The organism is Hymenobacter actinosclerus, from assembly GCF_900111515.1.
Taxonomy (GTDB): domain Bacteria; phylum Bacteroidota; class Bacteroidia; order Cytophagales; family Hymenobacteraceae; genus Hymenobacter; species Hymenobacter actinosclerus.
This window is the reverse complement of sequence record NZ_FOHS01000003.1, coordinates 213,174-234,808: the sequence shown is the minus strand read 5'-3', so window position 1 is coordinate 234,808 and position 21,635 is coordinate 213,174. Positions and strand designations below refer to the sequence as shown.

The 21,635-nt window shown below is 58.7% G+C and carries 16 protein-coding genes; 8 read left to right on the top strand and 8 right to left on the bottom strand.

Going from position 1 to position 21,635, the window contains the following annotated elements:
* Positions 1 to 43 precede the first annotated feature (43 nt).
* From porQ to BMY67_RS12595, 3 genes are all read left to right on the top strand, one after another.
* Positions 44 to 1,096: a type IX secretion system protein PorQ gene (porQ, locus tag BMY67_RS12605; RefSeq protein ID WP_092772103.1), complete on the top strand. Its 1,053-nt coding sequence runs from the start codon at positions 44 to 46 to the stop codon at positions 1,094 to 1,096.
* 162 nt (positions 1,097 to 1,258) lie between these two features.
* Entirely contained in the window at positions 1,259 to 2,671 is a 1,413-nt protein-coding gene (hslU, locus tag BMY67_RS12600) for an ATP-dependent protease ATPase subunit HslU (RefSeq protein ID WP_092772101.1), read from the top strand.
* A gap of 149 nt (positions 2,672 to 2,820) precedes the next feature.
* Positions 2,821 to 3,558 carry an SDR family NAD(P)-dependent oxidoreductase gene (locus BMY67_RS12595; protein WP_092772099.1) on the top strand — a complete coding sequence of 246 codons (738 nt, stop codon included), beginning with the start codon at positions 2,821 to 2,823 and terminating at the stop codon, positions 3,556 to 3,558.
* Positions 3,559 to 3,850: 292 nt separating this feature from the next.
* Here BMY67_RS12595 and BMY67_RS12590 read toward each other — a convergent pair whose 3' ends face one another.
* From BMY67_RS12590 to BMY67_RS12570, 5 genes are all read right to left on the bottom strand, one after another.
* On the bottom strand, positions 3,851 to 5,503 hold the full coding sequence (locus tag BMY67_RS12590; RefSeq protein WP_092772097.1) for a RagB/SusD family nutrient uptake outer membrane protein: 1,653 nt from the start codon (positions 5,501 to 5,503) through the stop codon (positions 3,851 to 3,853).
* A gap of 12 nt (positions 5,504 to 5,515) precedes the next feature.
* Positions 5,516 to 8,683 carry a SusC/RagA family TonB-linked outer membrane protein gene (locus tag BMY67_RS12585; RefSeq protein ID WP_092772095.1) on the bottom strand — a complete coding sequence of 1,056 codons (3,168 nt, stop codon included), beginning with the start codon at positions 8,681 to 8,683 and terminating at the stop codon, positions 5,516 to 5,518.
* 447 nt (positions 8,684 to 9,130) lie between these two features.
* Positions 9,131 to 10,474 carry a RagB/SusD family nutrient uptake outer membrane protein gene (locus tag BMY67_RS12580; protein ID WP_092772093.1) on the bottom strand — a complete coding sequence of 448 codons (1,344 nt, stop codon included), beginning with the start codon at positions 10,472 to 10,474 and terminating at the stop codon, positions 9,131 to 9,133.
* 33 nt (positions 10,475 to 10,507) lie between these two features.
* Entirely contained in the window at positions 10,508 to 13,660 is a 3,153-nt protein-coding gene (locus BMY67_RS12575) for a SusC/RagA family TonB-linked outer membrane protein (protein ID WP_177189812.1), read from the bottom strand.
* A gap of 485 nt (positions 13,661 to 14,145) precedes the next feature.
* Complete coding sequence (locus BMY67_RS12570) at positions 14,146 to 15,009, bottom strand: dienelactone hydrolase family protein (protein ID WP_092772089.1); 864 nt, start codon at positions 15,007 to 15,009, stop codon at positions 14,146 to 14,148.
* 176 nt (positions 15,010 to 15,185) lie between these two features.
* Here BMY67_RS12570 and BMY67_RS12565 point away from each other — a divergent pair, with 176 nt between their 5' ends.
* Genes BMY67_RS12565 through BMY67_RS12555 form a run of 3 tightly spaced genes read left to right on the top strand, consistent with a single transcriptional unit; the run spans position 15,186 to position 17,863 of the window.
* A complete protein-coding gene (locus BMY67_RS12565) occupies positions 15,186 to 15,965 on the top strand; it encodes a hypothetical protein (RefSeq protein WP_092772087.1) in 780 nt (259 codons plus the stop codon).
* A gap of 29 nt (positions 15,966 to 15,994) precedes the next feature.
* Positions 15,995 to 17,050 carry a sensor histidine kinase gene (locus tag BMY67_RS12560; RefSeq protein ID WP_092772085.1) on the top strand — a complete coding sequence of 352 codons (1,056 nt, stop codon included), beginning with the start codon at positions 15,995 to 15,997 and terminating at the stop codon, positions 17,048 to 17,050.
* 36 nt (positions 17,051 to 17,086) lie between these two features.
* Positions 17,087 to 17,863, top strand: coding sequence for a LytR/AlgR family response regulator transcription factor (locus BMY67_RS12555; RefSeq protein WP_092772083.1), 777 nt, complete (start codon positions 17,087 to 17,089; stop codon positions 17,861 to 17,863).
* Between the two features lie 12 nt (positions 17,864 to 17,875).
* On the opposite strand, the gene BMY67_RS12550 is transcribed toward BMY67_RS12555, so the two are convergent.
* On the bottom strand, positions 17,876 to 18,247 hold the full coding sequence (locus BMY67_RS12550) for a cupin domain-containing protein (RefSeq protein ID WP_092772081.1): 372 nt from the start codon (positions 18,245 to 18,247) through the stop codon (positions 17,876 to 17,878).
* A 16-nt stretch (positions 18,248 to 18,263) separates the two neighbouring features.
* The gene (locus BMY67_RS12545) at positions 18,264 to 18,512 is read right to left on the bottom strand and encodes a Kazal-type serine protease inhibitor domain-containing protein (protein WP_092772079.1); all 249 of its coding nucleotides are present in this window, start codon (positions 18,510 to 18,512) and stop codon (positions 18,264 to 18,266) included.
* Positions 18,513 to 18,723: 211 nt separating this feature from the next.
* Here BMY67_RS12545 and BMY67_RS12540 point away from each other — a divergent pair, with 211 nt between their 5' ends.
* Positions 18,724 to 19,158, top strand: coding sequence for a CsbD family protein (locus BMY67_RS12540; protein WP_092772077.1), 435 nt, complete (start codon positions 18,724 to 18,726; stop codon positions 19,156 to 19,158).
* A gap of 134 nt (positions 19,159 to 19,292) precedes the next feature.
* Positions 19,293 to 19,589 carry a YtxH domain-containing protein gene (locus tag BMY67_RS12535; protein WP_177189811.1) on the top strand — a complete coding sequence of 99 codons (297 nt, stop codon included), beginning with the start codon at positions 19,293 to 19,295 and terminating at the stop codon, positions 19,587 to 19,589.
* Positions 19,590 to 19,914: 325 nt separating this feature from the next.
* Here the strand turns inward: BMY67_RS12535 and lysS are convergent, their stop codons facing one another.
* Positions 19,915 to 21,471 (bottom strand): lysine--tRNA ligase, encoded by a 1,557-nt coding sequence (gene lysS, locus BMY67_RS12530; RefSeq protein WP_092772073.1) that lies wholly within the window; start codon positions 21,469 to 21,471, stop codon positions 19,915 to 19,917.
* Positions 21,472 to 21,635 lie beyond the last annotated feature (164 nt).

Here is a 21,635-nt window from a genome sequence, read left to right as displayed (position 1 = left end):
CTCTCGCAACGTCCTGTCCGGGAACTGCTTTATCTTGTCGTTGATGAACCAACTCCTACGCTGCACCGCCGCTCTTTTCGCCGTTTCGGGCCTGACGTTGGGCGCAGCCCAGGCCCAGATTGGGGGGCAGCGGGCCTTCTCGTTCCTGAACCTGCCCACCAGCGCCAAGCTGGCCGGGCTGGGCGGCGTCAATACGTCGTCGCGCGATGCCGACGGCACCATGCTCTACGCCAACCCGGCTTTGCTTAACGCCGATATGGACGGCCGGCTGGCGCTGGGATTCGTGGATTATCTGGCCGACATCAGGCAGAGCACGGCGGTGTACGTGTTTAACACGGCCAAGGCTGGCCGCATAGGCGTGGGGCTGACTTACCTCAACTACGGCGACTTCGAGCAGTTCGACCCGGCCGGCAACTCGCTGGGCCGGTTTTCGGTGAACGAGTACGCGTTGAGCCTCTCCGACTCCTACACCTCGGGCGTGTTCACGCTGGGTGGCACGCTCAGGCTGGCCGGCTCGGGCATTGCCGGTAACCACTCCTACGCCGCCCTGGTCGACGTGGGCGGCCTGTTCAAGCACCCCACCCAGGATTTCACGGTGGGCCTGGTGGTGCGCAACGCCGGCGTGCAGCTCAAGGCCTACGACGGCGCCGACCGGGAGCCCATGCCCTTCGATGTGGAACTGGGCGCGTCCATCAAGCCCGAGCACCTGCCGCTGCGCTTCTCGCTGGCCGCCCACCACCTCCAGCAGCTCGATATTGTGTACCTCGACCCCAGCCAGCGCGGTCAGATTGACGAGAATGGCGAGGAGGTAAAACCCAGGAAGACCCTGGGCGACAAGCTGGCCCGGCATTTCGTGGTAGGTGGCGAGCTGCTGCTGAGCAAGAACCTCAACGTGCGCGTCGGCTACAACCACCTCCAGCGCCGCGAGCTGCGCCTTGATAATGCGGCCGGCGGGGCCGGTTTCTCGTTCGGCGTGATGCTGCGCCTGAGCCAGTTCCAGCTCGACTACACCCATGCCGGCTACCACGCCTCGGGCGGCGCCAACTACTTCACCGTCGCTCGCAACCTCGACTCGCTGTTCAAGAAACAGCAGTAGCCGTTGGCTGTTGTTTAGCCTGTCATCTGGCGTCCGCGAAGCGAAGGACCTTCTTACGTCCGCGTAAACTGTGCTTACGTGATAAGATCCTTCGCTTCGCGGATGCCAGATGACGGATGACAGGTGGCTTTACACCATTACATTAAATCACATTACCCCTACATGCTTGAATCCGCAGATTTTCTGACTCCGGCCCAAATCGTGGTCGAACTCGATAAGTACATTATCGGCCAGCACGAGGCCAAGCGCCACGTGGCCATTGCCCTGCGCAACCGCTGGCGCCGCCTGCGCGCCGCCCCCGAAATGCGCGACGAAATCGTGCCCAACAACATCCTCATGATTGGCTCGACCGGCGTGGGCAAAACCGAAATTGCCCGTCGTCTGGCCAGTATTTCCGACTCGCCCTTCGTGAAGGTGGAAGCCTCCAAGTTCACCGAAGTGGGCTACGTGGGCCGCGACGTGGAAAGCATGGTGCGCGACCTGGTGGAGCAGTCGGTGAACATGGTGAAAACCCGCCGCAAGGAGGAAGTGAAAGTGAAAGCCGCCGAAATCGTGGAGGAGCTCATCCTCGATATCCTGATTCCGCCCGTCACGGCAGCGTCTGGCGCGGCCCCCAAGCCGGCCCTGGGCTTCCCCACCACCAGCCCCGGCGAGGTGCCCGACTCCGACCACGAGCTCAACGAGCGCACCCGGGAGCGGTTCCGCGAGAAAATCCGCAACGGGGAAATGGACGAGCGCAAAATCGAGATTCAGGTGCAGCAGGGCGGTGGCGGCATCAGCGTAATGGGCGCCCCCGGCGGCATGGACGAGGCCAGCATGGCCGGCATCCAGGATATGCTGGGCTCGATGATGCCCAAGAAAACCCGCAAGCGCAAGGTAACCGTGGCCGAGGCCCGCAAAATCCTGCTCGATGAGGAAGCCGCCAAGCTCATCGACATGGACGAGGTGAAGGACGAGGCCGTGCGTCACGCCGAAAACTCGGGCATCATCTTCATCGACGAAATCGACAAGGTAGCCAGCAAGAGCAGCAAGGGCGGCGGCGGCCCCGATGTGAGCCGCGAAGGCGTGCAGCGCGACCTGCTGCCCATCGTGGAGGGCTCAGCCGTGAGCACCAAGTACGGCATCGTCCACACCGACCACATCCTGTTCATCGCCGCCGGCGCCTTCCACGTCGCCAAGCCCTCCGACCTCATCCCGGAGTTGCAGGGTCGCTTCCCCATCCGCGTCGAGCTGCAAAGCCTGACCAAGGACGACTTCTACCAGATTCTCAAAGACCCCAAGAACGCCCTCACCAAGCAGTACGAGGCCCTGCTCCAAGCCGAAAACGTGGAGCTGACTTTCGAGGACGAAGCCCTGGAGCGCCTGGCCGAAATCGCCTTCGAGGTGAACAGCGAAGTGGAGAACATCGGCGCCCGTCGCCTGCACACCGTCATGAGCCGCCTGCTCAACGACATCCTCTTCGACGTGCCCGACAAAATCGGCGCCAACGCCCGCATCCTCATCGACCGCGCCCTGGTCGAGGAGCGCCTCACCGACATGGTCCGTAACCGCGACCTGAGCCAGTACATTCTGTAATGAGGTGATGGAGTGATGAGGTGATGAGGTGAAATGGTGAGTGCCGTTCAACGTCAGCCCAAACACCCGCGTAAGTATTGCGGTGGCTGGGCTGACATTGAACGGCACTCACCATTTCACCTCATTACTCCATCACTTCATCACCTAAAATGAACTACTACCTCATTACCGGGGCCAGCCGGGGCCTGGGCCGGGCACTGGCCGAGGCCGCCCTGGCCCGACCCGATACCACCGTTATCGGCATTTGCCGCCACGCCACCATCCAGCACGCGCGCTACCAGCACCAACCCCTCGACCTCTCAGACCTGGCCGCCGTGCAGCACAACCTGCACAAGGTATTCGCCCGCTTCCCCGATGCCACCAGCCTCACGCTCATCAACAACGCGGCCGTGCTGGGCGAAATCGGCTACCTGGGCGAGCAGCCCAACGAGCACTTCGAGTTCGTGTTCGACGTAAACCTGCTGGCCCCGGCCATGCTCATGAACACCTTCCTGAGCGCCTATCAGGGCCGCGAAATACCGCGCACCATCCTCAACATCAGCAGCGGGGCCGCCCAGCGCGCTGTCGATGGCTGGGGGGCCTACTCGGCCTCCAAAGCCGCCCTCGATGCCCTTTCGCGCACGGCCCAGAAAGAGCAGGAGCTACGCGGTAGCAGCGTCCGCATCCGCAGCCTCTCGCCCGGCATCCTCGACACACCCATGCAGGAGCATATCCGCTCGGCCGACGCCCTCAACTTCAGCGAAGCCGATAAATTTGCTGAATTCTACCAGCAGGGCCAGCTGCGTAAACCTGTTGAGGTAGCGGAGCAAATAATGGCGTGGCTAAATGGGCCGGACCTGGGGCCGGAGGTGGTGTTGCGGATTGACGACTTGCACTCAAAAGTATGATTGAGTACTTATAAAGAACCGAAATAGCAGGTGTCGCAAGCAAATTTCCGAAAGTGGATAAAGCATCGGAATGATGGTAGGATTAGTTATAACTGCTTTGAGGCTTGGGTGACTGACAATTGGATATACCAGATTTGTGTGTAGGTTCCATAGCTCCTCAAAGTCGCTCGTAGAACCGTTGGTTACATAAAAAGAGAAGGCCCTGACCAATCTGATCAGGGCCTTCTCTTTTTATGTTGCCTGGCTAATAGCCAGTGCCGTGCCTGCGCTCATTAGCACGGCTGCCACTAGGCTAGTAACCAGGATTTTGCTGCGCCCGGAGAGTTGGGTTGTTGGCTACTTCAATGGAAGGGATAGGCCACAGGAAGCGGAAGTCATCGTACGCAATGGCCGCGTATCCTCCATTAATAGCCGGTGCCGGGTTACCGGGGGTAGGGCACTTGTAGTTGGCCAATACTGCCTGAGTAGCCGTGAGCTTGCTCGGAATGCCTTTTGTGCCAAAGTCAGGGTCCAGCGCCAAACGGTGAATATCATCCCAACGGAATCCTTCGCCCACAAACTCAATCCGGCGTTCGTTAAGAATTGCACGGGTAAGCGCGTTGCCGGCTGGTACGTTGCCATTAGCAGTCGAGAACTGATCTGCCACATTTACAACAGACCGGTTGCGCACCGCATTCAGCAGGGCTAAGGCGCGGGTCGAATTGCCCAGACGCGATTCAGCTTCTGCCTGATTGAGCAATACTTCGGCGTAGCGGATGATAGGCGCGAAGTCCGAGTTGTTCGGAGCGTCCTTGTACTTAAAGCTGAAGTAACGCGCTGTCGTATTTTGCAGCAGCTGGGTCCGCCGTAGATCCGAGCAGGTCCAGAAGGATGCATTAAACAGGGTCGGGCTGATGGCAATCAGACCCCGCCCTTGTACTCCGGGAAGCGCGTTGCCAGTTGTGTTGGGCGAGCCGTAGATAGAAGGCAGGGCACCATTCACACCCGGGTTGTCGTCGGAGCTGTTTTCGATCGAGAAAACATTCTCGGACGTAACAGCGGTTCCGCCGGGGAAGGCAGCTCCGGGAGAGGGGGCAAGTGCGCGACCACCAATCGGGCTGGTGAAGGGAGCAGCAGCAGAAATAAGCTTGTTACCCTCTGTCACTACCGCGGCCCAGTTGCCCATGTGCAGGTAGATGCGCTGCTTAAGGGCAATAGCGGCTGCTTTGGTAGCGCGGGTTACGGTTGCCGAACCAGTACGGGATGCCGGGAGGTTGTCTTCCGAAAACTTCAGATCCTCGAGCATTTTAGCGTATACCTCCGCTACCGTATTGCGCCCTTGGCCCCGCGCTTTATCAACGGTTTCAATGGTATTAATGGCAAAGTCACGGTACGGTACCCCGGGCTTGCTGCCGGCACCGTCGGCGAAAGGCCGGGCAAAGTGCTGCAACAGCTCATGGTAAGCCAGGGCACGCAGGAAGCGTGCTTCGCCTTCGAAAGCAGCCGCATCAGCCGCCGTGAGTGCGCCCCGCTTTCCTGCTCCCTGCACGCCCTCAATCACCACGTTGGCCTGGTTGATGAGCGAGTATAGGGTGGACCAGATGTTAACGATGTTGGGGCTGCTGGCGGTAATGTTATTCTGGTACACAATGCCGAAGAAGCCGGCCAAGTCCGCAACGTCTTCGCCCCGCACGTCGCCCAGCTCGTTGGCAGCCGCCCCAAAAGGATAGCCGCGCACGGCAATAGCCGTTCCGTTGAGTGGGTCGTAGAAGCCCGACTGCGCGGCGTCGTACATGCCGGCTACCGACAGGTTGGCCTTGGCCGCATCTTCAAAGGCGGAGCTTTCCGGCAGGGCGTCCTGAGGCGAAACGTCCGTCACATCACAGGACGCAATTCCCATCGACAGCAGAGCCAGCAGAGCTAGTCGACGAGCCGGCCGAGGAGTAAATATAAAACGAGTATTCATGCTGAGAAAAAATTAAAAAGCAACGTTTAGACCACCCGTGAATACCCGCTGCTGCGGGTTGCTGTTGAAGTCAACGCCAAACTGCTGGTTGGTTTCGCCGTTCGAGTTCACTTCTGGGTCAAGCCCTTTGTATTTCGTGATGGTAAAGATATTCTGTGCCTGAGCAAACACTCTTACCCGGCTCAGTAAGCCTCCACCTATGGTAGAAGGCAGGGTGTAGCCGAGTGTTACGTTCTGCAGGCGGAAGAAATCACCCTTCTCTACAAAGCGGGAAACAGAGGCGTTATTCAGGTTAATGAAGTCGGAGTTCCGGAACTTGAGCTTTGGAACATCCGTGTTGGTGTTGGATGGCGTCCAGCGGTCCAGAATTTCGGTGCCGTTGTTTACAAAATCCATGCGCACCAGCTGCTGGCGCGACACGTTCATGATTTTGTTTCCTCCCGAGAAGCGGGCAAAAATATTCAGGTCGAAGCCCTTAAACGTAAAGTTGTTGTCGATGCCACCAAACCAGGTCGGGTTGGAGTTGCCCAAAATTTTGCGGTCGGCATCGGCCTGCAGCGGCGTGGTACGGGCCACCTGACCGGCGGGGGTTGCACCGGAGGCAGGGCCCAGCACCGCACCGGTGTTGTTCGGGTCGTAGGGGTAGTAGGTGTTGTTGTCTACGTTGGCCTGCACCAGCGAACCATCGCCTTTACGGTAGATCGGATAGCCGAAGGAGGGGTTTACGCCTACAAAATCGTAACCATAGATAGAGCCGATTGACTCTCCTACACGGGTGATGTTATAGGTGTTGAGGATATCCTCCCCCTGGTTGAGCTCCAGTACCCGGTTCTTGTTGGTCGAGAAGTTCAAGTTAGTCGACCAGGTGAAATCGGGGCGGTTGATGTTTTGCGAGGTGAAGTTAAACTCGAAGCCCTCGTTGCGCATTTTGCCAATGTTGGCATTGTAGCCGTTGCCGGGAATACCTAGCGAAACAGGTACCCGCACAAACAAAACCAGGTCATCAATATCATTCCGGTAGTAGTCGACTCCCAGCGTAAAGCGGTTTTCAAGGAAGCCGAGGTCAGCTCCAACGTCGAACTTCTTGGATGATTCCCACTTCAGGTTCTGGTTGCCAAACTGGCCATTGCGGTTATAAGCAATACCGTTCTGCGTACCGTATTTGCCAGCGCCGAAAAGGCTGGCATACGGGAAGAAGCTGCTGCCAATGGCCGTGTTGCCCACTGCCGCGTAGCTGGCCCGTAGTTTCAGCTCAGACAGTACCTCACGGATGGAAGACTCGCGCAGGAAAGATTCTTCCGATACACGCCAGCCGATAGAGCCACCAGGGAACCAGCCGCGCCGGTTGGCTTCTGGCAGGCGCGAAAGGGCGTCATTACGTGCCGACAAGCTGATCAGGTACCGGTCTTTCAACGAATAGTTGATCCGGCCGAAGTATGAATCGAACCCCTCCTGGGCATAACTGCCGCCCACGTTGGGAGTAGCAAAAGTGCCGGTGATAATGTTATTAGGGCCAAAGTACCGATCAGACAAACCAGTTGCTTGAGCATAGAAAGACTGGGTCGTCGTCTGTTGGTATTCTACGCCACCCACGAAGGCAATCTTATGAATATCGGCCAGTGTCTTGTTGTAAGACACGGTGTTCTGCCAGTTCCAGCGGAAGGTTGGCAGGTATTGCTGATAAACCAAACCACTGGAACCACGACCATCCCCGTGCCGGGGGTCCAGGTACTGGAAGTCCTCGTTGAGGAAGAAGTCGGTGCCGTACTGAGTACGAAGGCGCAGGCCGGCTACGGGCTCAATTTCGGCAAACACGTTGCCCAGAATCCGGTAGTTGGTAGCCTCGTACTTGTTGTTTTCCAGCGGGAAAAGAATGTTGGTGTAGTTGAAGTCAATGGTCGAGGCATTGTTGCCTTCGCCTACTACCGCCGGGTTGGTCGCGCTTATGTAAGGAGTGCCGTCTGGGTTACGGGCCGGAACGTTAGGAAACAGCGAGAGAGCGTTCGTAACGTTACCCGACAAGCCGTTACGACTTGTATTAAGACCAAAGTTCTGGGTGCGGGTCAGGCCTAAGTTGGCACCTACCCGCAGCCATTTAACCACTTCCTGATCCACGTTGGCGCGGAAAGTAGCCCGCTTCAGCGAGTTGGATTTAATCACACCCTCCTGGTTGGTGTAGCCGCCGGAGAAGAAGTAGCGAGTTTTATCAGTGGCTCCGGATACGGATACCGCGTGATTCTGCTGAAAGCCAGACTGGAAAATAAGGTCCTGCCAATCGGTATTGACATTATTGTCGCCCGCTTTTGCGATGGGCGTATAGTCTGATTCGGGGACCGAGTTCCGGTACTTCTCGTTCGAAATTTCAATGAACTGGTCAGCATTCAGCACGTCGTAACGCTTGAGCGTTTCGGCCACACCCAGCCACGTGTCGTAGGTGACTTTCGCTTTACCCAGTTTGCCCTTTTTGGTCGTAATCAGGATGACGCCATTGCCGGCCCGCGAACCGTAAATAGCGGTGGCCGAGCCATCCTTAAGAATCTCGTACGACTCAATATCGTTGGGATTGATGTCGCCCAGCGGGTTGTTAGGTGTTACACCGCTCTGGTTGCCGGTAACAACGGGCACACCATCAACAACAATGAGTGGGTCGCCCGCCGAAGAAATAGAGTTGGTACCACGAATCCGGATACGAGGCGCCTGCCCCAGAATACCTGAAGGGGTAGTTACCTGCACACCCGCCGCACGCCCAGCCAATTGCTGGTCGAAGCTGGGGGTTGCCAACTGAGCAATCGTTTCGCCCTTTACCGAGGCAATAGAGCCGGTTACATCCCGGCGTTCCTGCGTACCATAGCCAGTTACTACTACCTCACTTAACTGCCGGGAGTCGGCAGCCAAGCCAATATTGACTTGGTTATCGGTGCCAATAACACGTTCTACCGTATTATAGCCGATTGAGCTGAACACCAGTGAACCACCCGTGGCTGGAACGTTAAGTGTAAAAGTGCCATCAGCATTAGTGGAAACCCCGTTGCTGGTGCCTTTCAGCAAGACTGTAACTCCCGGTAAGCCATCCCCGGTACTACGGTCGGTCACCCGGCCCGAAACAGCTCTGGTCTGTGCAGCCACCTGAGTAACCGAGAAGGCTATCAGAGGAAGTGTGGCTAGTAATATTTTCTTCATAAAAAGGGAATTGGTGAGGAGGCAAGCAATACCAAATGATGTCATCATTTGGCGGTTTTACTATGTTAGAAGCAGCCAAAATAGCTATTAATTTGACATATCACTAATTTTCACTTTGCCTGATTGCAATCAGCTCACTTGTTCTTTCTGAGGCGCGGCTGGCTCAAAAGCACAGAAGAGCTTACAGCCAGGGCCAAGCTGCGCTCATGGGTAAAGACCAAAGCACGTTGGCGGACACGTTCCGACGTGTTATGGCGTGGCTTGTCGGGCCAGCAGGTTGGGCCGTAGCTTACGATACTCACCCAGCTGCGTCGTGGGAGCTGGATCCTCATTGTGAGCTGCATCCGGGACTTAAGGTGTTACGCACGGGGCTGTTAAACCAGGAACACCCATAAGCGAAAAGGCCTTGCAATCAGATGATTGCAAGGCCTTTTCGCTTATGGGTGTTTAAAACTTAGGATTCTGAACAAGATTTCCTAAGCGAACCTCACGGATCGGAATGGGGAACAGGTTACGATAGGTTTCCTTGTATGTAGGAAGCGCTGTCTGTACCGAATTAGTGCGGCGCAGGTCGTACCAGTACCTTCCTTCGTAAGCTAGTTCCAGCCGCCGCTGCAGCAGAATATCCTTGATGAGTGCGTCAGCCGTAACAGCCGTGGTAGGTGCGAGGCCAGCACGGGTCCGAACAATATCCAGCTGTTTGGCTGCCGTGGTCAAATCACCAGTCCGGGCCGCGCCCTCCGCAATAGTCAGCACTACCTCCGCGTAACGGACTAAATTGAACGGGTCGTCACGGGTAGTCGTGCGGGTATACTTGAGTGTTGTCCCGCCAGCCGCTACGTTGATGGGCAAGCGCTTATCGCCGGTTGGGTGAGCGGCAGCGAGGTTTGCGCCCGGGTCGAGTTCATTTCGGCCGCCGCTCGTGAACCACCAGAAGGCGTACAGGTTGGTATCGGTGGCGCTGTAGGTCAGCTGCCAAAGCGCATCGGTTGTTGCACCACTCGGAGCCGAAGCAGCAAAGCTCGCCAGGACGGGTACCTGATTCGCGAATTTGAGGGCATCGGCATAATTGCGCATCCGTAACTCAAACCGGGCCCGTAGCGCCAGAGCCGCGTTCTTACCTACCCGGGAGCCGGTACCAACCGCCAGGTTTGCAATAGCAAAGTCAAGATCGGCGCGGATAGCAGCCGCTACGTCGGCTTCCGAGGAGCGAGGGACGGGCTCGGTGCTGGGGCCAATGGCAACAGTGGGCGTAAGGCGCAACGGAACGCCCAGACCGTCGCTGTAGCCATAGCCCTGATCCGTTCCTCCCCACATTCCTAGCAGGTCCATGTAGCACAAGGCCCGGATGGCCCGTACCTGAGCCTGCGTAACGAGTTTAGGGAAAGCAGGATCGGTTATTTTCTCGCTTTCCTGCAGTAAATAATTCGCGCGGTTAATAGCGATGTAGATGGCATCCCAGGTGTTTTGAACCTGAATATTTTCTGGCAGCGTCTGATTCTGCGCTATCTGGCCCAGCGTAGTCGTGTACGTGCCCACGTGGCGCTCATCAGCCGAAATAAGGTCAGAGATGGTTGGGAATGCTACGCCGTAGTAGTCTGTGAGCTGGAGGGCGTCGTACACGCCATTCAATGCCGCGGCCGCGTCTTCTTTGGTTGAGTAACCGGCATCGGAGCTGATGCTGTTCTGCGGCTCAACCTCGAGGGCCTTGTCGCAGGCGACGGTACCCAAGCCCAGACTCAGCAACAGGGCTGAGCGGGTGGCAAATTTGCGAAACGATGGTATATACATGGGGTAAAGAAGTCAGGAAGTGAGGGGGCCAGATTACAAACCAAGGGTGATACCCCCCGTGATGGTGCGGGCCTGCGGGTAAGTAAAGAAGTCGGTGCCGATGGACGTATTGGAGTTGCTGAACGTGCTTACTTCCGGGTCGAGGCCCGAGTAATTCGTGAACGTCACGAGGTTCTGCGACTGCGCATAAATCCGCACCGTCCGCAGGTGCAGCCGGGTGGCGACGGCCGTTGGGAGGGTGTAGCCGATTACTACGTTTTTGAGGCGCGCATACGAGCCATCTTCCAGGAACCGATCCGAAGTACGGGTGTTGCTGTTCGGGTCGCCAGCTACTGCCCGCGGAATCTTCGTGTTGGTGTTGGTCGGAGTCCAGCGGTCGAGTACTGACGCATCCTGACCATACGTGGTGCTCATGCCCTCGGTGCTGGAGCGCGAGTTGTTGTAAATGTCGTTGCCAACATTGTACTGCAGGAAAATCGTCAGGTCGACGCCCATGTAACGGAAAGTGTTGTTGATGCCTCCGTAGAACTTAGGCTGAGCGTTGCCGATGATAGCCTGGTCAGCACCGGTAACCCGGCCATCCCCGTCCAGATCAACGAACTTAATATCACCGGCGCGGGTACCCAGAGCCTGGTAGACGCCGGTTGGCGAGCCTCCATTGAGGGCGTCAAGCTCCGCTTGACTCTGGATGATGTGATCCACTTTGTAGCCGTAGAAAGCGCCGAGGGGCTGGCCCACTATCAGGCGGCTGGCAAACCCCTGGGCCTGGCCAATCGGGTTGTCTTCCGAGAGCTTGGTTACTTTGTTACGGTTGAAGCTGATATTGAAGTTGGTATCCCAGTTGAAGCCGGTTCCTTCGTTACGAACGTTCAGGGTAGTGAGGGCCAGCTCCAGGCCTTTGTTCTCGATATTGCCTACGTTGGCGCTGTAGCTGCGGTAGCCCGTATCGGAAACCAGTTGCTGTTGAAGCAGCAGGTCGTCGGTCTTGCGCTGATAGATATCGGCCGAGACGTAGAAGCGGTTATCCAGAAAGCCCAAGTCTATTCCCGCGTTGGTCTGCTTGGTGCGCTCCCAGCGCAACAGCGGGTTTGCCAGCTGCGTCGGGGCCAAACCGCCCTGATCGAGGTAGTTGAAGCCTACCCCAATCAGACCACGCGAGCCGAAGTTGGCAGTGGGCTGGTTGCCGGTTTCGCCGTAGCTACCCCGTAGTTTCAATTCGCTCAGCACCGTCTGGTCCTTGAGGAAGCCTTCCTCGATAAGGCGCCAAGCTCCCGAAACGGCGGGGAAGTAACCCACCTGGTTATCGGCTCCGAAGCGCGACGACCGGTCGCGGCGCACGGAAAGCGTAAGCAGATAACGGTTCTTATAGCCGTAATCTAACTTACCCAGCACGCCAAACAGGGCGTTACCCGTAGCCGAGCTGGTAGCCGATGTTTTAGTGGCTCCGGCCGACAGCTGCCGGATGGAGTTACTTGGGAAGCCCGTTGCCTGGGAAAAGGTGTCCTGATAATTATCGCGCTGGTATTCAACCACAAACAAGGCATTTACCGAGTGGTCGGCCGCAAATATCTTGTTGTAGTTCAGCGAACTGATGTGGTTGTAGTTGATGTCCTGCAACGTTGCTACGGTAGCCTCGCCGCGGGTATTGGCCCCGGCGTTGGTCAGGGTTGAGTAGAAACGGTCATCCCGGCCATACGTGTAGTCGAGGCCGAATGTGGCCCGATACTTCAGGTTTTTAATGAGCTCAAACTCCGTGAACTGCGTGCCGATAACCCGGTTGTTGACGCTTTTGATGAAAGGCTCTTTCGCCGCGGCAACCGGATTTTCCAACGAGCCTACTTTATAGTACGTGCCGTTGGCATTGTAAACGGGCAGGTCGGTGGCATACAACCGAGCCGTTGTGAGCACCCCGTAGATACTGTTATCGTTGTTGATGCGGTTGTTGATGCTGCTGGTCAGGCCCAGCGTCAACCCCATGCGGATCTTTTCCGACAGGTTGTTGGTAAGCGCCGTGCGGACGCTGGCACGCTTGAAGCCGGAGCCAGTGATGGTGCCCTGCTGATCGAAGTAGTTGGCGTTGATGCGGTATGTGCTCTGAGCCGAGCCGCCCGAAAAAGTAAGGCCGTAGTTGCTGATGGGTGCCGTGCGCACTACCTCATCAATCCAGTTGGTGGAAGTAGAGGTGCTCGGGTTCTGGAACTGGCTTAACGGACGAATAGGCCCCGCATCCACGTAAGAAGCCAGTCCGTTGGAAACCTGCGCATCGCCGGGGCCATATAGGTAGGCCGCCAGATCTTCTTTGGTGCGGAAGGTAAGCGTGCTGGAGTACGGATAATTTCCGTTGGCATTGGCCGGGTAGCGGTTCACGGCCTGGTCGATGAAGAGCAGGGTCTGCTGCTCCCCGTTCAGGATATCAGGCCGCTTCCAGATGGACTGGGAGCCGGTATAGTACTCGAGGTCAACCCGCGCTTTGCCCGCTTTGCCCCGCTTGGTGGTAATGATTACTACCCCGTTGGACGCTCTTGAGCCATAAATTGCCGAAGCCGCAGCGTCTTTCAGCACCTCAATGCTTTCGATGTCATTGGGGTTAAGGTCGTTGAGTCCGTTGGTCAGCTGGTTGCCCGCGCCAAGTTGGGTAGTGTTGCCCGTGTTGATCGGCAGGCCATCGACTACGTACAAGGGTTCGTTGCTGGCTCCGATGGAGGCGGCTCCCCGGATCCGAACTGAAATGCCACCACCCGGAGTACCGGAACTTTGAAACACCTGTACGCCTGCTGCCCGGCCCTGCAGGGCCTGATCAAGGCCAACTACGGGCTGATCTTTGAACTCGCTGGCCTTTACGGTGGCAATGGCTCCGCTGATTTCACGACGCTCCTGCTGCTGCCCATAGCCCGTAACGACCACCTCACTCAACTGGCGGCTATCCACCGACAAGCCCACGTTAAACTGGCTTTGGTCGCCGATTGCCTGTTCAATCGGCAGAAAACCGACGGAGCTGAAAATAAGCGTACCACCACTGGCCGGCACGTTCAGCGTGAATGTGCCATCCGAATTAGTAGAAACCCCATTGGTGGTGCCTTTCAGCAGCACCGTAACGCCTGGTAGCCCTTGGCTGGTGGCCCGGTCAGTGACCCTGCCCGAGACTGTTCTGGTCTGCGCTGTTACCTGCGTGACCGAGAAAGCCATTAGCGGTAAGACAGAGAATAGAATTTTTTTCATGAAAATGAAAAATTAGTAGAAGAAGAGCAGAGAAGTTGAATGAAGTCGAAAAAAGACAAATCCCTTTTTGACAATATGCTAATATATGGCGGATAAAACAGATTTGCTATTTTCCTAGCCGGAAACTGCGGAATTTAGATGAACGCACCTAATACCCCTGTAAACAGCTGTTTTAGCGGCATAAAAAAAGTGCGTTCAGTTGTCTGAGCCTCTGTAAATCGTAGGCTATAGGCCAGCCAAAGCGGCCCTGTAATCTTAATAGGCTGGCGTGTTTTGCCAGGAAAAGGCAAAGGCAGCGGCAGGTGGCGGGCAGACAACCGCTTGCCTGTTAACTGGATCGGCCGAACGCCTTTGGCTGGGGCACCCGAAAACAGGGCAACAGCTATGCGCTGAAGCCTGGGGAGCTATTGGAGTGCTGAGGCTGCCCGTAGCGGGAAAATGGCTGCCCGCCTCTACCCGCGCAACTCCTTTTTAAACAGTGCCAGAGTCCGGCTCCAGGCCAGCTTGGCAGCCCCGGCATTATAGCGGGCGGGAGAGGTGTCGTTGTTGAATGCGTGGTTGACGCCTTCATACACGAACTGCTCATAGTTGGTGCCGGCCGCTTTCAAAGCCGCTTCCCAGGCATCCTTCCCGGCATTTACCCGCTCGTCGAGCTCGGCGTAGTGCAGCAGCAGGTGGGCTTTGATGGTAGCGGCTTCCTGAGCGGGCGGCTGCATGCCGTAGTAGGCCACGGCGGCATTCAACTGCGGGTCGTGGGCGGCGAGGCGGTTGGCCAGCGCGCCGCCCCAGCAGAAGCCCACGCAGCCGGTGCGGCCGTTGCAGTCGGGGCGCTGGCGCAGGTAGGTGAGGGCCGCCAGGTAGTTGGTTAGTGTCTGGTCCTTGTCGAGCTTGCCGATGAGCGTGCGGCCTTCGTCCTCATCGGCGGGCGTACCCCCGAACTCCGAGAGGCCATCGACGCCCAGGGCCAGGTAGCCGGCCTGCGCCACGCGCCGGGTGACGTCCTTGATGTGGGGCGTGAGGCCCCGGTTTTCGTGGATGACGACTACGGCCCCGCGCTTCTTCCGGCCCTCGGGATGTACCAGGTAGCCCTGCATCGTAACTCCGGCCGCGCCCGGCCAGGTCACGGTTTCCTCCCGCAGCTTGCCGTCGGGAGCGGCTACGGTAGCGGCCTGAATATAACCGGGCTCCAATACGGCCAGCGCTGCCGCCGCCAGGGTTGCGCTGCCGGTTAGCTTATGCAGGCGGTCGAGAAAGTCGCGGCGGCTGAGCGGGGCGTGGGTGTACTCGTCGAAGAGGGAAATAATGCGCTGGTCCATGGGAGCGGGGGCAGGGTGGAAAAGGGGAAGGTACCAAATCGGCCGCAAGGCCCTGCGCCTTCGCGCCCGGATTTCCGGCACTCGCCCGATTTTTCCGGCACTCGCGCGAAAAGGCCTGCTTTCGGCGTGGCCGGCCCGCACCTTTGGAACATCATCAACCCCAACCCCCACTTACTATGGATACCCAGAAACTGGCCCGCGACGTGAAATTCCTGAAGACCTACGCCCTGGGCGCCACCCTGCTGCCGGTAGTGGCGCTGCTGTGCGCATTTGGCAAGCCCGACAAGCCCGTACGCTTCGGCGAGATTAACGTGGAGCGCATCAACTTGGTGGAGCGCGACGGTACCGTGAAGATGGTGCTGAGCAATAAGGAGCGGTTTCCGCAGGGCGTGACCATCGACGGCCAGCACATCGACTACGCCCGCACCAACCCCGGCATGCTCTTCTATAATGAAAAGGGCGAGGAATGCGGCGGCCTCATCTTCGGTGGCAAGAAGGACAAGGACGGCAAGGTGTCGGCGGGCAGTCAGTTGTCGCTCGACCGGTTTGGGCAGGACCAGGTAATTGCCCTCAAATACCAGCAGCAGGGCAGCGGCTACGAGGCCGGCCTCACGTTCAACGATGCTCCCGAAGAGTCGATGGCCGTAACGAATGCCAAGTACAAAAATGCCTCGCGCGAGGTACAGAAGCAGGCTTACCGGGAAGGCAAATATGGCCTGCTGCCCCGCATGTTCGTGGGCACCACCGCGGGCCGCTCTTCCGCCATGATCATGTCGGACCAGCGCGGCGAAACCCGGCTGATGCTGGTGGCCAACACCGACCAGTCGCTGCTCGATTTCAAGGACAGCCAGGGCCGCACCCGCCTGAGCATCGGCGTCGATAAAAACAACCAGCCGGTGCTGCGCTTCCTCGACGAGCAGGGCCAGGAGGTGAAGCCGGCCCCGGCGGTCAAATAGCGGCGCGGGGTGTATCTTTTCGGCCGGTTATGCGCAAGTCCATCTGGTTTTACGTTGCCCTGCTGGGGCTGGCCACGCTGCTGGCCCTGTTCACGCGCCTGACCATGGCCGGCCGGGCCGAGGACTTTCACCTGTATCCCGACGCGCCGTTCTGGCTGTTTCTGCAAACGCTGCTCATCGTTTATCTGCTCGATAAGCTGGACCAGCGGGCCCGGCAACGCCAGCCGGCGGTGGAGGGCGCCAGCTACTATCTGCGGCTGCTGCTGGGCGGCGGACTGCTGTATGCGCTGCTGATGCAGGGACTGACCCTGGCCGTGAGCTTCGGTTTCAGCTGGCTGCCGGCGGGCCGGCCCTTTGCCTGGGACTGGTACCGGCTGGGCCGGGGGCTGTTTCTGGATTTGTTCTTCTATTTGCTGGTGGGCGGCGTTTACCTGCCGTTCCTGTACCAGCAGCACGCGGCCCGGCTGCGGCTGGAGCTGGAGCAGCTGGAAAAAGAAGCCACCCAGGCCCGGCTGCGGGCCCTGCAACAGCACGTCGACCCGCATTTTTTGTTCAACAACCTCAACATCCTGGCCGCCCTCATCGAGCCGGAAAACACCGCCGCCCACGACTACGTGACGCACCTGGCCAGCCTCTACCGCTACCTGGTGCGCACCCGTCAGCTCGACGCCGTGCCGCTGACTGAAGAGCTGGCTTTCCTGCGCGACTACCAGTTTCTGCTCCGGCGCCGATTCGGGGCGGCCTACGTGTTCGAGGAAGATATCCGGGTGCCGGCCGCCGAGCTGGCAACGCTACTGATTCCGCCGGGGGTAGGGCAGGAGCTGCTCACCAACGCCCTCAAGCACAACCTGGGCAGCCGCGCCCGGCCGCTGCGGGTGCAGCTTGTTGTTACGGCTACCAGCCTGGAAATTCGCAACGCCCGCGTGCCCCGGCCTGGGCCCGCGGCGGGCGAAGGCAGCGGCCTGGCCGGCCTGCGTGCCCGGCTGGCGTTGCTGCACGACGTGCCGGTGCGGGTGGAGGAATCGGACGAGTGGTTCAGCGTAACGCTGCCGCTGGGCCGGCTGGCTTCCGCTGCACCGGCGTAACGGCCGCTTCCGTCACTGTAACTTCCCTTTCCGCCTATGCTCCGCCTGCTGCTTATCGAAGACGAGGAACCCGCTCTCGACCAGCTCCGCCGTTTCGCCCTGCGCTACGCCCCCGATGCCACCATTGTGGGCGAGTGCCAGCAGGTGAGCGAGGCGGCCGACTTTCTGCGCCAGCACCCGGCCCCCAACCTCATTCTGTCGGATATTGAACTACTCGACGGCAACGTGTTCCAGCTGTTCGGGCAGGTAGCGGTCAGCAGCCCCGTTATCTTCATCACGGCCTACGACTCGTTTCTGGTGCAGGCCTTCGAGCAGAACGGCATTGCCTACGTGCTCAAGCCGGTGCAGTACGCGCAGTTTGCGGCGGCCATGCAGAAGTTCGAGCGGCTGCGGCAGTCGTTTCAGGGGGCGGCGCTGCAGCAGCTGGCCGCCACGTTGGGCGCGGCCGCACCGGTCGCCGCGGGGCCAGCCTACAAGCAACGGCTCGTGAGCAAAACCCGCCAGGGCCTGTACCTGCTGGATGTGGCCGAGCTACACTACTTCCAGCTGCGCCACGGCGTTACGCACGCTTTCAGTGGGCAGGGCAAAAGCTTCGTGCTCAACGAAAGCCTCAGCCAGCTCGAAACCCAGCTCGACCCGGCGCAGTTCTTCCGGCTCAACCGCACCGAAATGGTACAGTTCAGTGCCATCGATCGGCTGGAGCCCTACTTCAACGACACGCTAATAGTGCATCTGAAAGGGCCCGGCGCCGTGGCCCTCACGGCCAGCACCCACCGCACGCCCGATCTGCGCCGCTGGGTGGGCCTGAAGTAGCGCCGGACCCAGTTATTCTTCTTCCCGGTTCACCGTGGCCGGGCTAAACGCAGGCACGCAGATGGACCAGTACTCGCACTCAGCCTCGAAGGGGTTGGAGTAGCGCACCCGCGCCCCGGCCTTTATCAGCAGCGACTCGCCGGCGCCCAGCTCCACTACGTCGCCGTCGATTTCAAACCGCTTGCGGCCGCGCACTACAATGGTTACCTCGTCGAATTCAGGGCGCTGGTGGGGCTCGCTCCACTGGGGCGGAGCCACCATGTGGGCCACGCTGTACTGGCTGGTGCCGGTGCTGGCCTGGCCAATGTGCTCTTCGATGAGCTTGCCATCGCTGGTGGGTACAATAAAGGGGTTCTGCTGGCGGAAATAGCGTTTTTCAGACATCGGTAAATGCAGGAAATCAGTTGTTGGTTTTGCCGGCGCACTCGCCGGGCTTGAAGCTGGTGACGCCGGCATTGGTGGCCTGGCAGGCGTTGCCGTAAGTTTTGCCGTCGCAGCCGCACACCGGGTCGTACTGCATGGTGCAGGCGGCATCGGGCCTGATTTTGGCCGGGTCGATGCAGGGCTGGCTGGCGGCAGCTGGGGGCGAGTTGCGCTGGCAGGCCAGCAGGGCTGGGAGCAGCAGCAGGGTGCAGAATCGGGTAAGCATGAGGCGAAAATAAGGGGTTGAGAGGCAGATGTAGAACGAGTACTACGGCAGTATAGGTGTTTTGGTATTTTTCCGGCCGATTTTTCTGCCTGTACATAACCCCGACCGCCCAGCTTCGTATAGGGAGCCATACCCGGAGGTTGAGGGCCGTTTTTTGGCCCCGTTCTCCGCTCCTTTCGAAACTCTATTTCCAACCTTTCTCTCCCAAATCATGTCGCATTACGAAGAAGATAACTCGGGTAAAATTCTCCTCGCTGCTATTGCCGGTGCCGGCGCCGGTATCATTGCCGGTCTGCTGATGGCCCCCGATAAAGGCAAAGCTACCCGCGATAAAATCGGCAGCGCCGCCACCAAGTACAGCGGCCAGCTGGGCGACCAGCTCTCCAAGTACGGCGAAGACCTCGACTCCAAGTTCAAAGGCTACATCGAGAAGCTCGAAGACATGGGCCTGACTGGCTCGGGCGGCAGCCTGAAGCTGAAAGGCAACTGGGACGACCTCAAGGGCAAGCTGAAGCAGCAGTACGCGCAGCTCACCGACGAGGATCTGACCTACGCCGAAGGCAAAGGCGACGAGCTGATTGGCCGTCTTCAGAACAAGCTTGGCAAAGCCAAAGCCGAAGTAGTAAAGATGCTCAACGACCTGTAGGTCGGGCTTCACGCTAACAAAAGCCCCTGTTTTTTCGGAAGCAGGGGCTTTTTGCGTAAACCCGCCTGCGGTTCGCGCGTTATAAATGCAGGCCGGCCGCCGTGGCCGCCATGAATCGCTCTACCCTCCCAACCATGCAAGACACGAAAGGCAAAGTAATTTTCTCCCTGCTGGCCGGCGCCACGGCCGGCATCGTGGCCGGCCTGCTGCTGGCCCCCGAAACCGGCGACGAAGCCCGCGCCGATATCAAGGAATCGGCCGGCAAGCTCAACAAGGACTTGGCCCGGCTGCTGAAAGAAGGCAAAGCCCGCCTGGATTCGTTCACGGGGAAGGCACCGGCCGCCTCGCAGCAACAGGCATCCGACCGCTCGGCCGCCGACGATTTACTTAGCTCCATGAACCAGCCCGCCGGGCCCGGCGCCGGCATCTAAGCCAAACTTTTTTGGTTGCCTGTAACCCTGCGCGCCGCTGCGCCGTAAACTCATTTGCAAGCCACCTGAAAGAGGGGTAGAGAAGCCTTATCAGTAAAATTGCCGGCCGTTTAAGCTTCTGGCAGGACCTGGTTAAACAGCCTGACAGTAAAATTAATCGTTGCCCATCGCACATTTCTGCTACGGCCCTGCCCTGAATGGTAGGTGGTTTGTACCAAAAGAAAGCCTCTCGTCCTTATCGGCGGGAGGCTTTCTGCTTTTACTGTGGCTGTGTGCTTAGCTATTTTCCTGTCATCCTTCGCAAGCTCAGGATGACAGGCGGGTTTTACTCCTCCGGGTGCGGGGCGTTTTCCGATTTGGTGTACTCAGGCTTCATCTGCGGGAAGAAGAGCACGTCCTGGATGGAGTTGGAGTTAGTCATAATCATGCTCAGCCGGTCGATGCCGATGCCCAGGCCGGCCGTGGGCGGCATGCCGTATTCGAGGGCCCGCAGGAAGTCCTCGTCGAGCACCATGGCCTCGGTGTCGCCGCGCTTGCCCAGCTCCAGCTGCTCCTCAAAACGGGCACGCTGGTCGATGGGGTCGTTGAGTTCGGAGAAAGCGTTGCAGATTTCCTTGCCGTTGCAGATGGCCTCGAACCGCTCTACCAGGCCCGGCTTGCTGCGGTGCTTTTTGGCCAGCGGCGACATTTCCACCGGATAATCGGTGATGAAGGTGGGCTGGATGAGCTTGGGCTCGACGTGCTCGCCGAAAATCTCGTCGATGATTTTGGCTTTGCCCATGCTCGGGTCAAGGCCTACTTTCAGATCTTTGGCGGCGGCGCGCAACTCGTCCTCGCTCTTGCCCTCAATGTTGAAGCCGGTGAAATGCTCGATGGATTCGGCCATGGTGTAGCGCTTCCAGGGGCGCTGGAAGTTGATGAGGTTGTCGCCCACCTGCACCTCGGTTTTGCCGTGCAGCGCCAGGGCCACGCGCTCCACCATTTCCTCCACCAAATCCATCATCCAGTAGTAGTCCTTGTAGGCTACGTACAGCTCCATCTGGGTGAACTCGGGGTTGTGGAACCGCGACATGCCCTCGTTGCGGAAGTCCTTGCTGAACTCGTACACGCCATCGAAGCCGCCCACAATCAGGCGCTTGAGGTACAGCTCGTTGGCAATGCGCAGATACAGCGTCATGTCGAGCGTGTTGTGGTGCGTTTTGAAGGGCCGCGCCGCCGCGCCACCGTACAGAGGCTGCAAAATCGGCGTTTCCACCTCCAGGTAGCCCTTGTCGTTGAGGTAGTTGCGCATGGCCTGCACCAGCTGGGTGCGCTTGATGAAAGCCTCGCGCACGTGCGGGTTCACCACCAAATCCACGTAGCGTTGGCGGTAGCGCTGCTCGGGGTCGGTGAAGGCGTCGTAGGTGATTTTCTCGCCCGTCGCCTCATCGGTGCGCTCCTTCACCACGGGCAGTGGGCGCAGGCTCTTGCTGAGCACCGTCAGGCCCGTTACGTGCACGGAGGTTTCGCCCACCATGGTTTTAAACACGCGGCCGGTTACGCCGATGAAGTCGCCCAGATCGAGCAGCTTCTTGAACACCGTGTTGTAAAGCTCTTTGTCTTCGCCGGGGCAGATTTCGTCGCGGTTGATGTAGAGCTGAATGCGGCCCGAGGCGTCCTGCAACTCGGCAAACGAGGCCTTGCCCTTCACCCGCATCGACATCAGCCGGCCCGCCAGGCTTACTTCCTGAAAGTTGTTGAGCTCGACGTGGTAGTTATCGAGAATCTCCTGGGCATAGAAATTTACATCGTACAGCTCCGAAGGGTAGGGCTCGATGCCGAGCTGCTGAAGCTCCGTGAGTTTGTTGCGCCGGATAATCTCCTGTTCGCTGAGGTGCTGCATAGGGCGAGGGGGTAGCGGCCCCGCCAGAAGGCGGGACGAAGTCAAGCCGCAAAAATAGCGCAGCCCGCCCGCCTAACCTAACTGCGGGTGGGGCTATTAGCTTTTGGCTGATAGCCGTCAGCTTTTTCTGCTGGAATGGCCCGGCACATAGCAAAAAGCGCCGA

Bases quoted from the DNA above. Each gene is read 5' to 3' on its own strand.
- lysS (WP_092772073.1), bottom strand. From the start codon at position 21,471: ATGCAGCACCTCAGCGAACAGGAGATTATCCGGCGCAACAAACTCACG.
- BMY67_RS12565 (WP_092772087.1), top strand. From the start codon at position 15,186: ATGGATACCCAGAAACTGGCCCGCGACGTGAAATTCCTGAAGACCTAC.
- BMY67_RS12555 (WP_092772083.1), top strand. From the start codon at position 17,087: ATGCTCCGCCTGCTGCTTATCGAAGACGAGGAACCCGCTCTCGACCAG.
- hslU (WP_092772101.1), top strand. From the start codon at position 1,259: ATGCTTGAATCCGCAGATTTTCTGACTCCGGCCCAAATCGTGGTCGAA.
- BMY67_RS12590 (WP_092772097.1), bottom strand. From the start codon at position 5,503: ATGAATACTCGTTTTATATTTACTCCTCGGCCGGCTCGTCGACTAGCT.
- BMY67_RS12595 (WP_092772099.1), top strand. From the start codon at position 2,821: ATGAACTACTACCTCATTACCGGGGCCAGCCGGGGCCTGGGCCGGGCA.
- BMY67_RS12560 (WP_092772085.1), top strand. From the start codon at position 15,995: ATGCGCAAGTCCATCTGGTTTTACGTTGCCCTGCTGGGGCTGGCCACG.
- BMY67_RS12535 (WP_177189811.1), top strand. From the start codon at position 19,293: ATGCAAGACACGAAAGGCAAAGTAATTTTCTCCCTGCTGGCCGGCGCC.
- BMY67_RS12540 (WP_092772077.1), top strand. From the start codon at position 18,724: ATGTCGCATTACGAAGAAGATAACTCGGGTAAAATTCTCCTCGCTGCT.
- BMY67_RS12545 (WP_092772079.1), bottom strand. From the start codon at position 18,512: ATGCTTACCCGATTCTGCACCCTGCTGCTGCTCCCAGCCCTGCTGGCC.
- BMY67_RS12575 (WP_177189812.1), bottom strand. From the start codon at position 13,660: ATGGCTTTCTCGGTCACGCAGGTAACAGCGCAGACCAGAACAGTCTCG.
- BMY67_RS12570 (WP_092772089.1), bottom strand. From the start codon at position 15,009: ATGGACCAGCGCATTATTTCCCTCTTCGACGAGTACACCCACGCCCCG.
- BMY67_RS12580 (WP_092772093.1), bottom strand. From the start codon at position 10,474: ATGTATATACCATCGTTTCGCAAATTTGCCACCCGCTCAGCCCTGTTG.
- porQ (WP_092772103.1), top strand. From the start codon at position 44: ATGAACCAACTCCTACGCTGCACCGCCGCTCTTTTCGCCGTTTCGGGC.
- BMY67_RS12585 (WP_092772095.1), bottom strand. From the start codon at position 8,683: ATGAAGAAAATATTACTAGCCACACTTCCTCTGATAGCCTTCTCGGTT.
- BMY67_RS12550 (WP_092772081.1), bottom strand. From the start codon at position 18,247: ATGTCTGAAAAACGCTATTTCCGCCAGCAGAACCCCTTTATTGTACCC.